This is a genomic window from Roseicyclus sp., assembly GCF_052168335.1.
Classification (GTDB): domain Bacteria; phylum Pseudomonadota; class Alphaproteobacteria; order Rhodobacterales; family Rhodobacteraceae; genus Roseibacterium.
The window spans coordinates 1-11,172 of sequence record NZ_JBQLZP010000591.1; the positions used below are offsets into that span (position 1 = coordinate 1).

An 11,172-nucleotide genomic window follows, 5' to 3' on the forward strand; every position below is an offset into this window, starting at 1 on the left:
CGACAATCTGGCCGCCGCCGCCGAGAAGGTGGTGAAGGCCGTGCGGGAGGCTGCCTGATGTCCGTGCTGGTCGACAAGAACACCAAGGTCATCTGCCAGGGCTTCACCGGCGCGCAGGGCACCTTCCACTCCGAGCAGGCCATCGCCTACGGCACCAGGATGGTCGGCGGCGTCACCCCCGGAAAGGGCGGCATGACGCATCTCGACCTGCCCGTGTTCAACTCGGTCCACGAGGCGATGCACGCCACCGGCGCCGACGCCTCGGTGATCTACGTGCCGCCGCCGTTTGCGGCCGACTCCATCCTCGAGGCGATCGACGCGGGCATGCCGCTCATCTGCTGCATCACGGAAGGCATCCCGGTCCTCGACATGATGAAGGTGAAGCGCGCGCTCGAAGGGTCGAAGTCGATCCTGATCGGCCCGAACTGCCCCGGCGTCATCACGCCGGACGCCTGCAAGATCGGCATCATGCCCGGCCACATCCACAAGCGCGGCAAGGTCGGCGTCGTCTCGCGCTCGGGCACGCTGACCTACGAGGCGGTGAAGCAGACGACCGACGTGGGCCTCGGCCAGTCCACCTGCGTCGGCATCGGTGGCGACCCGATCAAGGGGACCGAGCATCTGGACGTGCTCGAGTGGTTCCTCGCCGACGACGAGACCGAAGCCATCATCATGATCGGCGAGATCGGCGGCTCGGCCGAGGAGGAAGCCGCCCAGTTCCTCGCCGACGAGAAGAAGCGCGGCCGCTGGAAGCCCACGGCGGGCTTCATCGCCGGGCGCACCGCCCCTCCGGGCCGGCGTATGGGCCACGCGGGCGCCATCGTCGCGGGCGGCAAGGGCGGCGCCGAGGACAAGATCGAGGCGATGAAGGCCGCCGGCATCGTCGTGGCCGACAGCCCCGCGACGCTGGGCGAGGCGGTCCTGAAGGCCATCGGCTGAGGGACCGCACGACAAGGGAGGCGCCGGTGGAGGACCGGACGATCTTGCGGAAGGTCTGGCGCGCGGCCCATGCGGTCGGCGCGGCGGGCCTTCTCGCGCTTGCGGCGATGCACTTCGCCGCGCTGCCCGCCCGCGCCGCGTGCCATGCACCCGCCGCCTGTCACACCACCGCCGCGCCGCAGGTCCGATGACCGTGCGGCGCCGACCGATTCCAGGCTCCCAACCCCAGGGGAAGACGCCATGACCGACCAGAGCCCGAACGACCAGTTCCACGCCTCGAGCTTCATGCAGGGGGCGAACGCCGCCTATCTCGAGCAGCTCTACGCCCGCTTCTCGGAGGATCCGGACGCGGTCGACGAGGGCTGGCGCGCCTTCTTCGCCGGGCTCGGCGACGCGGCGGGCGAGGCCCAGGCCGAGGCGCAAGGGCCGTCCTGGGCGCGGACCGACTGGCCGCCGCAGCCCGCCGACGACCTGACCGCCGCGCTGACCGGCGAGTGGCCGGCCGCCGCCGCCGAGGTCAAGGAGGCGGGCAGGAAGATCAAGGCCAAGGCCGAGGAGAAGGGCGTCCCGCTCTCGGACGCGCAGATCCAGCGGGCGGTGCTCGACTCGATCCGCGCGCTCATGCTGATCCGCGCCTACCGGATCCGGGGGCACCTCGTCGCGGACCTCGACCCGCTTGGGATGCGCGACCAGACCCCGCACCCCGAGCTCGACCCGCGCTCCTACGGCTTCACCGAGGCCGACATGGACCGGCCGATCTTCCTCGACAACGTGCTCGGGCTCCAGCACGGCTCGATCCGGCAGATCCTCGACATCGTGAAGCGCACCTACTGCGGCACCTTCGCGCTCCAGTACATGCACATCTCCGACCCCGAGCAGGCCGCCTGGCTGAAGGAGCGGATCGAGGGCTACGGCAAGGAAATCGCCTTCACCCGCGAGGGCCGCAAGGCGATCCTGAACAAGATGGTCGAGGCCGAGGGCTTCGAGAAGTTCCTGCACGTCAAGTACATGGGCACGAAGCGCTTCGGCCTCGACGGCGGCGAGAGCCTCATCCCGGCGATGGAGCAGATCATCAAGCGGGGCGGCGCGCTGGGCGTGCAGGAGATCGTGATCGGCATGCCGCATCGCGGGCGCCTCTCGGTCCTCGCGAACGTCATGCAGAAGCCCTACCGCGCGATCTTCAACGAATTCCAGGGCGGCAGCTTCAAGCCCGAGGACGTCGACGGCTCGGGCGACGTGAAGTATCACCTCGGCGCCTCGTCGGACCGGGAGTTCGACGGCAACCGGGTCCACCTGTCGCTGACGGCCAACCCCTCGCACCTCGAGGCGGTTAACCCCGTCGTCCTCGGCAAGGTCCGCGCCAAGCAGGACCAGCTCGGCGACACCGAGCGCAGGAAGGTCGTCGCCGTCCTCCTGCACGGCGACGCGGCCTTCGCGGGGCAGGGCGTCGTGGCCGAGGGCTTCGGCCTGTCGGGCCTGCGCGGGCACCGCACGGGCGGCACGATCCATTTCATCGTGAACAACCAGATCGGCTTCACCACCGCGCCGCACTTCTCGCGCTCGTCGCCCTATCCGACGGACATCGCGCTCATGGTGGAGGCGCCGATCTTCCACGTGAACGGCGACGATCCGGAGGCCGTGGTCCACGCCGCCCGCGTCGCGATCGAGTTCCGCCAGAAGTTCGGCAAGGACGTGGTCATCGACATGTTCTGCTACCGCCGGTTCGGACACAACGAGGGCGACGAGCCCATGTTCACCAACCCGGCGATGTACAAGAGGATCAAGACGCAGAAGACCACGCTGCAGCTCTATACCGAGCGGCTGGTGAAGGACGGCCTGATCCCCGAGGGCGAGATCGAGGACATGAAGGCGGCCTTCCAGGCGCAGCTCAATTCCGAGTTCGAGGCCGGCAAGACCTACAAGCCCAACAAGGCCGACTGGCTCGACGGCCGCTGGAGCCATCTCGACCGCGAGGGCGAGGAGTACCAGCGCGGCGAGACCGCCATCAAGCCCGAGACCCTGGCCGAGATCGGCCGCGCGCTGACGACGGCGCCCGATGGCTTCAACATCCACAAGACCGTGGCCCGCCAGCTCGAGGCCAAGGCGCAGATGTTCGAGACCGGGCAGGGCTTCGACTGGGCCACGGCCGAGGCGCTCGCCTTCGGCTCGCTGCTGACCGAGGGCTACCCGGTCCGCCTCGCGGGGCAGGACAGCACGCGCGGCACCTTCAGCCAGCGGCACTCCGCCTTCATCGACCAGGAGACCGAGGACCGCCATTACCCGCTCAACAACATCCGCGAGGGGCAGGCGCGCTACGAGGTCATCGACTCGATGCTCTCGGAATACGCGGTGCTGGGCTTCGAGTACGGCTATTCCCTCGCCGAGCCCAACGCGCTCACCATGTGGGAGGCGCAGTTCGGCGACTTCGCCAACGGCGCGCAGATCATGTTCGACCAGTTCATCTCGTCGGGCGAGCGCAAGTGGCTCAGGATGTCGGGCCTCGTCATGCTGCTGCCGCACGGCTTCGAGGGGCAGGGGCCCGAGCATTCCTCCGCCCGGCTCGAGCGGTTCCTCCAGATGTGCGCCGAGGACAACTGGATCGTCGCGAACTGCACCACGCCTGCGAACTACTTCCACATCCTGCGCCGGCAGATCCACCGCTCGTTCCGCAAGCCCCTCGTCCTGATGACGCCGAAGTCGCTCCTGCGCCACCGGCTCGCCATCTCGGACGCGGCGGACTTCACCACCGGTTCCAGCTTCCACCGCGTGCTCTGGGACGATGCCGAGAAGGGCCATTCGGACACCAAGCTCGCCAAGGACGGCAAGATCCGGCGCGTCGTCATCTGCTCGGGCAAGGTCTACTTCGACCTGCTGGAGGAGCGCGACGCCCGCGGCATCGACGATGTCTACATCCTCCGGCTCGAGCAGTTCTATCCCTTCCCGGCGCTCGCGCTGATGAAGGAGCTCGAGCGCTTCAAGGGCGCCGAGATCGTCTGGTGCCAGGAGGAGCCCAAGAACCAGGGCGCCTGGAGCTTCATCGAGCCCAACATCGAGTGGGTGCTGACCCGGATCGGCGCGAAGCACACGCGCCCGCGCTACGTGGGCCGCGCCGCCAGCGCCTCGCCCGCCACGGGCCTCGCCAGCATGCACAAGGCACAACAGACCGCGCTCGTGAACGAAGCGCTGACCATCGAAGGGTAACAGAACGATGTCCATTGAAGTCCGCGTGCCCACCCTGGGCGAAAGCGTTACCGAGGCCACCGTCGCGACCTGGTTCAAGAAGCCCGGCGATACGGTCGCCGCCGACGAGATGCTCTGCGAGCTGGAGACCGACAAGGTCACCGTCGAGGTGCCTGCCCCCGCCGCCGGAACGCTGGGCGAGATCGTCGCCGCCGAGGGCGAGACGGTGGGCGTCGACGCGCTGCTGGCGACGCTGAACGAGGGCGCGGGCGCCGAGGCTCCCTCGAAGGAGGCCGCCGCGCCCAAGGCTTCGGGCGGCGGCGCGAAGTCGGTCGACGTCATGGTGCCCACGCTCGGCGAGAGCGTGACCGAGGCGACCGTCGCGACGTGGTTCAAGAAGGTCGGCGACACCGTCGCGCAGGACGAGATGCTCTGCGAGCTCGAGACCGACAAGGTCTCGGTCGAGGTGCCCGCGCCCGCCTCGGGCACGCTGACCGAGATCGTGGCCGCCGAGGGCGCCACCGTGCAGGCCAACGGCAAGCTCGCCGTCATCGGCGGCAGCGCGGGCGGCACCGCGCAGCCCGAGGCCCCCGCGCCGGGTGGCGAGGCGACCGCCGCGCCCAAGGCGCCCGCCGCCGCCGATGCGGGCCGCGGCCGCGACGTGGAACACGCGCCCTCGGCGCAGAAGATGATGGCCGAGAAGGGCCTCGACCCCGCCACCGTGAAGGGCACCGGCCGCGACGGCCGTATCATGAAGGAAGACGTGATGAAGGCTGGCTCCGCCCCCACGCCTGCCCCTGCCCCCGCGGCCGCCCCCGCGCAGGCCCCGCGCGCCCCCGTCGCCGCCGAGGACGCCGAGCGCGAGGAGCGGGTCAAGATGACCCGCCTGCGCCAGACCATCGCCAAGCGCCTCAAGGACGCGCAGAACACCGCCGCCATGCTGACCACCTACAACGAGGTGGACATGACCGGCGTGAGCGAGCTGCGCAACGAATACAAGGACCTCTTCGAGAAGAAGCACGGCGTCCGCCTCGGTTTCATGTCCTTCTTCACCAAGGCCTGCTGCCACGCGCTGCGCGAGGTTCCCGAGGTCAACGCCGAGATCGACGGCACCGACATCGTCTACAAGAACTTCGTGCACATGGGCATCGCGGCGGGCACGCCGCAGGGCCTCGTCGTGCCGGTCATCCGCAACGCCGACCAGAAGTCCTTCGCCGAGCTCGAGAAGGAGATCGCCGAGAAGGGCCGCCGCGCGCGCGACGGCAAGCTGTCGATGGCCGAGATGCAGGGCGGCACCTTCACGATCTCGAACGGCGGCGTCTACGGCTCGCTCATGTCCTCGCCGATCCTGAACCCGCCGCAGTCGGGCATCCTCGGGATGCACAAGATCCAGGACCGGCCGATGGTCGTAAACGGCCAGATCGTCATCCGCCCGATGATGTACCTGGCGCTGAGCTACGACCACCGGATCGTGGACGGCAAGGGCGCGGTGACGTTCCTCGTGCGGGTGAAGGAAGCGCTGGAGGATCCGCGGCGGTTGCTGATGGATCTGTGATCGGTTGCCGAGACCGCCCTACGACTGGGACGCCGCGAAGGCCGAGGCCAACCTCGCGAAACACGGCGTCGCCTTCGAAGCGGTCTACGGCTTCGACTGGGCGACGGCCATCGAGGCGGAGGACGCCCGCTTCGACTATGGCGAGACGCGGATGCAGGCGCTTGGCAAGATCCGTGACCGATACCATGTCCTGGTCTATGCTGTGCGCGCGGACACGATCCGCGTGATTTCGCTTCGCAAGGCCAACCGCAGGGAAACACCATGAGCGCGCGCCCCAAGCCGCCCGCCGATTTCGACGAGAATCCGCCCTTGGACGCGGACTTCTTCCGGCGTGCCAGGCCCGCTGCCCATGGAGAGAACGCGCGCCTCCGCGCCGCTTTGGCGCAGGTCGTCCGGGACCATGACAACGGTCTGCCGCTCGACGAGGCGATCGCGCGCGCGCGCGCCGCGCTGGCGGACTAGCGCGAGCCTGCTACCGCAAAGACACCATTCCCCCTCCCGCGCATGGGCTTTGGACCCGACTTGACATGACCCCCGAACTCACCGTCCTCACCCTCGCCGCGCTCCTGCAATGCGGACAGATGGTGCTCTATTCCATCGCGGGCAACGCGCAGGCGGGGACGAAGGCGGCCATGTCGCCGCGCGACCGGAACATCGAGCTCACGGGCCGCGCCGGGCGGATCAAGCGGGCGATGGACAACCATTTCGAGGGGCTGATCCTCTTCGGGATCGCCGCCGTCGTCGTCTCCGTCTCCGGCCAGTCCACGGGCCTCACCGCCGCCTGCGCCTGGGCCTACCTGGTCGCGCGCGTGCTCTACATCCCCGCCTATGTGTTCGGCCTCGTCCCCTGGCGGAGCCTGATCTGGGCCGTGGGCTGGTTCGCCACCTTCGCCGTGCTCTTGGCCGCGCTGTTCTGAACCGGACGCGCGCGGCCCGCGTTGCCCCCCACGACACCGTCAAAGGGGAGACGCGACATGACCGGCACACCCATCCACATCGCTTCCGCCGACACCGACCCGCAGGTCTGGGAGGATCGGCGCGGCGACGTGCGTTTCCGCATTCTCGTCGATGCGGGCGGCGGCCCGTCGGAGGCCCTCGTGCAGGGCATCGCCGACATCGCCCCGGGCGAGCGGGAGGTGATGCACCGCCACGACCGGCCCGAAACGGCCTATGTCCTGTCGGGCGGCGGGCGGCTGACGCTCGAGGGGCGGGACATGGAGGTTCACGCGGGCGACATGGTCTTCGTGCCCGCGGGCCTGGCCCACGGCTGGCGTGCGGGCGAGGAAGGGCTGCGCGTCCTCTGGTCCTTCCCCGGCGACCGCTTCGACGGGATCGCGTGGGATTGGCTCGACGAAGGCTGACCCTGCGACAGGACGCGCCCTTAGATTGTTCGCCCGTTTGGGCCATACGGAGCCTGAACGCTTGCGCACCGTATGCCGTTGCATACAAAATGCGTCGCAAGCCGCACGGCAGAACGACGACCCCGAGGAGGCTCCATGTCCAGCTACGACGTCATCGTGATCGGTTCCGGCCCGGGGGGCTATGTCTGTGCCATCCGCTGCGCCCAGCTCGGGCTGAAGACGGCCTGCGTCGAGGGGCGCGAGACGCTCGGCGGCACCTGCCTCAACATCGGCTGCATCCCGTCGAAGGCGCTTCTGCACGCGAGCCACCAGCTCCACGAGGCGGAGCACAATTTCGCGAAGATGGGGCTCAAGGGCAAGGCGCCTTCGGTCGACTGGACGCAGATGCAGGCCTACAAGGACGACGTGATCGGCCAGAACACCAAGGGCATCGAGTTCCTGTTCAAGAAGAACAAGATCGACTGGCTGAAGGGCTGGGGCTCGATCCCCGAGGCGGGCAAGGTCAAGGTCGGCGACGCGGTCCACGAGGCGAAGGCCATCGTCATCGCGTCGGGCTCCGTCCCCTCCGCGCTGCCCGGCATCGAGATCGACGAGAAGACCGTCGTGACCTCCGAAGGCGCGCTGTCACTGGGCAAGATCCCGAAGAAGCTCGCCGTGATCGGCGCGGGCGTCATCGGGCTCGAGCTCGGCTCGGTCTACGCGCGGCTCGGCTCGGAGGTGCAGGTGATCGAGTATCTCGACCACATCACGCCCGGCATGGACGCCGAGGTGCAGAAGACCTTCAAGCGCCTCCTCGAGAAGCAGGGGCTGACCTTCACCATGGGCGCCGCCGTGCAGGGCGTCGAGGCCGCCAAGGGCAAGGCCAAGGTCAGCTACAAGCTCCGCAAGGACGACAGCGAGCACACGATGGAGGCCGACGTGGTGCTCGTCTCGACGGGGCGGCGGGCCTACACCGACGGGCTCGGGCTCGACGCGCTGGGCGTGAAGGTGAACGAGCGCGGGCAGGTCGTGACGGACGGGCACTGGGCCACGAACGTTCCCGGTGTCTACGCCATCGGCGACGCCATCGCGGGCCCGATGCTGGCGCACAAGGCCGAAGACGAAGGCATGGCGGTGGCCGAGGTCATCGCCGGCAAGCATGGCCACGTGAACTACGGCGTCATCCCGAGCGTGATCTACACCCACCCCGAGGTCTCCGCCGTGGGCGAGACGGAGGACAGCCTCAAGAAGGCGGGCCGCGCCTACAAGGTCGGCAAGTTCTCGTTCATGGGCAACGGGCGGGCGAAGGCCAACTTCGCGGGCGACGGTTTCGTCAAGATCCTCGCCGACAAGGAGACCGACCGCATCCTCGGCGCGCACATCATCGGGCCGATGGCGGGCGACCTGATCCACGAGATCTGCGTCGCGATGGAGTTCGGGGCGGCGGCGCAGGACCTGGCGCTCACCTGCCACGCGCATCCGACCTATTCGGAGGCCGTGCGCGAGGCGGCGCTCGCCTGCGGCGACGGGCCGATCCACAGTTGAGCAGGGGTCATGGCCGAGGCCCGGTGGCATCTCGGCACCAATCACCTCGCGCGAGACGTATCCTGCCGGCAGGTATGCGTAGGGCGGGCCTCGTCCCGCCTCTGCGGGGATGGCGGGACAAGTCCCGCCCTACGCGGAGCCCTAGGCCGCCAGAAGCCGCAACCCGTGCGTCACGTCGGCGCGCACGGCAAGGCGCAGCCCCGGCTCGTCCCCGGCCTTCAGCGCAGCGATGATGAGGCGGTGGTGCTGCGGCGGCTCGGTGCGGTTCAACCGCCCGTAGAGCGCCCGCATCGTCGGTCCGAGTTGCAGCCACACCGTCTCGGCGAGCGCCAGCATCGCGGGCGCCTGTGCGCGGAGGTAGAGCGTGCGGTGGAACTCGAGATTCGTGCGGATGTAGCCCACCGCGTCGCGGCGCGCGACGGCCTGCGCGATGGTGGCGTTGATCGTCTCCATCCGCTCGATCAGCGCGGGATGCGCGCGGGGCAGGGCGCGGGCCGACAGCTCGGGCTCGAGCAGCGCGCGGATCGCGGCAAGCTCCTCGATCCGCTCGTTCGAGAGCTCGGGCGTCGAGACGCGCCCGGAGGCCGAGAGGAACAGCGCGCCCTCCGAGACGAGCCTGCGCACCGCCTCGCGCGCGGGCGTCATCGAGACGCCGAATTCCCGCCCGAGGCCGCGCAGCGTCATCGCCTCGCCCGGTCCGACCTCGCCGTGCATGATCCGGCTGCGGAGCGCGCGGTAGACCCGGTCGTGGGCGACGGCGGCGCCGGTCTCGGTCGGGCGGGGGTTCATCAGCATCGGTTCACTCCTCCGCCGGCGCGTCGAACTGCCAGGCCAAAAGGCTCGCCCCGTTGGCCCGGAGCCAGCGGCGGTGCGTGTCCGTCTCGGGGCAGAGGCGGCGGCAGACCGACCAGAAGCGCGGCCCGTGGTTCATCTCGGCGAGATGCGCGACCTCGTGCGCGGCCACGTAGTCGAGCACGGGCGGCGGCGCCATGATGAGCCGCCAGGAGAACATGAGATCCCCCCGCGCCGAGCAGCTGCCCCAGCGCGAGCGCGGGTCTCGCAGCGTCAGGCGCCCTGCGTTCCGCCCGATCGCCTCGGCATGGACCGCGACCGCCCGCGACAGACGCTCGCGCGCCAGTGCCGTCAGGAGCGCGCGGAGCCGCGCCCCCTCCCGCGGCCCGCGCGGCACGATGATCTGCCCGTTCTCGAAGCGCGCGATCCGTCCCGGCCCCTCGACGACGGGCCGAGGGAGGCCGCAGACCGGCAGCTCCACCCCGATCCGCGCGCGCATCGGCACGGGCGCGCTGTCGAGGTGGTGGCGCACCCAGTCCGCCCGCTCCTCGAGGAAGGCCAGCGCCTCCTTCTCCGGTGCCCAGGCCGGCAGGCTGAGCGAGACGCGCCCGTCCGACCGCGAGACCCGGAGCGAGAATCGCTTGGCCCTGCGGTTGCGGCGCAGGATCACCTCGACCGGCGGGTCGCCCGGCAGCACATGGGTTGAAAAGGGTGGTTTCGAAGGCAATATCCACTCCCGCGACGGGGCCAGCGCCTCCGGGGGCGACCCGGCGGGAAAGGCTTTGACAGGGTCAAGCCAGTATGGCAGATGGCCGCAGTTCTCTCGATAGCGATGATTGAAGGGGGTGTCATGCCCAAAGAGGAATGGGGCGTCAAACGCGTCTGCCCCACGACCGGCAAGCGGTTCTACGACCTGGGCAAGCGCCCGATCGTCAGCCCCTACACGGGCGAGGTCGTGGAGCTGGAGACGGCGCGTGGCGGCCGTGGGCTCGTGGCCGACCGGTCCGAGGAGAAGCGCGCCAAGGCCAAGAGCGTCGAGGATGACGATCTGGTGCTCGACGACGATCTGGAGATCGACGACGACGACGACGCGGATGTCGATCTCGACGACGACGACGTTCTCGAGGACGACGACGGGGATACCGTCGCGCTCGACGACCTGGCCGACGTGGCGCCGGACGACGACGAGAGCTGACGGCGCGGGACGGCCTCGGGCGGATTTTCCGCTTGCACTCCGGGGGGCCGTTCCGTAGAGACCAACTCGCCGTCCGGGGCACCTGCCCGGGCGGCCGTATAGGGGCCATAGCTCAGCTGGGAGAGCGCTTGCATGGCATGCAAGAGGTCAGGGGTTCGATCCCCCTTGGCTCCACCAATTTCCCCGCGGTCTGTGCGGGCAACTTCCTGAAAAACAGCTGATTTCCGCTCGGGCCTGTGACGGCGCGGTCGTTGGCTCCCGCAGGTGTCCCTCTGTGTGCCCCCTTCCATCGACCTCGACCGCGCTATGTGCGAGGCGTGGCTTGGGAACCGGCGGGACAGGGAGACGGAACCATGCGCTTCTGGACGGCGATCGGCCTGATCCTCGTGCTGTCGGCGGTCGGCCTGACCTACGAGATCGCGGCCGGACGGGTGCTCGCGCCGTTCTTCGGGACGTCGCTCCTCACCTGGACGGCGGTGATCGCGGTCGTCCTCGCGGGGTTCTCGCTCGGCAATGCGCTCGGCGGCTTCGTGGCCGAGCGCGAACGGGGCGTGGCCTTGCGCAACGTCCGCAGCGCGCTGGTGGCGACGGCGGTGCTGGCCGCCCTGTCGCCCACGATCCTGGGC

General features: G+C 69.5%; 13 protein-coding genes and 1 tRNA gene. 12 read left to right on the forward strand and 2 right to left on the reverse strand.

The features are described from left to right. Window positions 1–57: 57 nt before the first annotated feature. The 9 genes from sucD (at window position 58) to lpdA (ending at window position 8,559) form a co-directional block, all read left to right on the forward strand. Window positions 58–939: a succinate--CoA ligase subunit alpha gene (sucD, locus tag ACTS11_RS18125; protein ID WP_442641692.1), complete on the forward strand. Its 882-nt coding sequence runs from the start codon at window positions 58–60 to the stop codon at window positions 937–939. 26 nt (window positions 940–965) lie between these two features. After that, window positions 966–1,130, forward strand: a complete 165-nt coding sequence (locus ACTS11_RS18130; protein WP_442641693.1) for a hypothetical protein — start codon at window positions 966–968, stop codon at window positions 1,128–1,130. A gap of 49 nt (window positions 1,131–1,179) precedes the next feature. Then, a complete protein-coding gene (locus tag ACTS11_RS18135) occupies window positions 1,180–4,140 on the forward strand; it encodes a 2-oxoglutarate dehydrogenase E1 component (RefSeq protein ID WP_442641694.1) in 2,961 nt (986 codons plus the stop codon). A 7-nt stretch (window positions 4,141–4,147) separates the two neighbouring features. After that, window positions 4,148–5,674 carry a 2-oxoglutarate dehydrogenase complex dihydrolipoyllysine-residue succinyltransferase gene (gene odhB, locus ACTS11_RS18140; RefSeq protein WP_442641695.1) on the forward strand — a complete coding sequence of 509 codons (1,527 nt, stop codon included), beginning with the start codon at window positions 4,148–4,150 and terminating at the stop codon, window positions 5,672–5,674. A 4-nt stretch (window positions 5,675–5,678) separates the two neighbouring features. Beyond that, window positions 5,679–5,939 carry a BrnT family toxin gene (locus ACTS11_RS18145; protein ID WP_442641696.1) on the forward strand — a complete coding sequence of 87 codons (261 nt, stop codon included), beginning with the start codon at window positions 5,679–5,681 and terminating at the stop codon, window positions 5,937–5,939. Beyond that, the gene (locus tag ACTS11_RS18150; RefSeq protein ID WP_442641697.1) at window positions 5,936–6,136 is read left to right on the forward strand and encodes a hypothetical protein; all 201 of its coding nucleotides are present in this window, start codon (window positions 5,936–5,938) and stop codon (window positions 6,134–6,136) included. Before ACTS11_RS18145 ends, ACTS11_RS18150 begins: the two co-directional genes overlap by 4 nt. Before the next feature lie 65 nt (window positions 6,137–6,201). Continuing rightward, the gene (locus tag ACTS11_RS18155) at window positions 6,202–6,591 is read left to right on the forward strand and encodes an MAPEG family protein (protein WP_442641698.1); all 390 of its coding nucleotides are present in this window, start codon (window positions 6,202–6,204) and stop codon (window positions 6,589–6,591) included. Between the two features lie 57 nt (window positions 6,592–6,648). Next, the gene (locus ACTS11_RS18160) at window positions 6,649–7,035 is read left to right on the forward strand and encodes a cupin domain-containing protein (protein ID WP_442641699.1); all 387 of its coding nucleotides are present in this window, start codon (window positions 6,649–6,651) and stop codon (window positions 7,033–7,035) included. A 135-nt stretch (window positions 7,036–7,170) separates the two neighbouring features. After that, on the forward strand, window positions 7,171–8,559 hold the full coding sequence (lpdA, locus tag ACTS11_RS18165; RefSeq protein WP_442641700.1) for a dihydrolipoyl dehydrogenase: 1,389 nt from the start codon (window positions 7,171–7,173) through the stop codon (window positions 8,557–8,559). A 141-nt stretch (window positions 8,560–8,700) separates the two neighbouring features. Here the strand turns inward: lpdA and ACTS11_RS18170 are convergent, their stop codons facing one another. Together ACTS11_RS18170 and ACTS11_RS18175 are read right to left on the reverse strand one after the other, a co-directional pair. After that, entirely contained in the window at window positions 8,701–9,354 is a 654-nt protein-coding gene (locus tag ACTS11_RS18170; RefSeq protein WP_442641701.1) for a GntR family transcriptional regulator, read from the reverse strand. Window positions 9,355–9,358: 4 nt separating this feature from the next. Continuing rightward, complete coding sequence (locus tag ACTS11_RS18175; protein WP_442641702.1) at window positions 9,359–10,048, reverse strand: M48 family metallopeptidase; 690 nt, start codon at window positions 10,046–10,048, stop codon at window positions 9,359–9,361. Between the two features lie 153 nt (window positions 10,049–10,201). Here ACTS11_RS18175 and ACTS11_RS18180 point away from each other — a divergent pair, with 153 nt between their 5' ends. The 3 genes from ACTS11_RS18180 to ACTS11_RS18190 all read left to right on the forward strand — a co-directional run. Beyond that, window positions 10,202–10,546, forward strand: a complete 345-nt coding sequence (locus tag ACTS11_RS18180; protein ID WP_442641703.1) for a TIGR02300 family protein — start codon at window positions 10,202–10,204, stop codon at window positions 10,544–10,546. A gap of 101 nt (window positions 10,547–10,647) precedes the next feature. After that, window positions 10,648–10,723, forward strand: a tRNA-Ala gene (locus tag ACTS11_RS18185). A gap of 176 nt (window positions 10,724–10,899) precedes the next feature. Next, window positions 10,900–11,172, forward strand: a 273-nt coding sequence (locus ACTS11_RS18190; RefSeq protein ID WP_442641704.1) for a fused MFS/spermidine synthase, incomplete at its 3' end; no start/stop codon positions are given.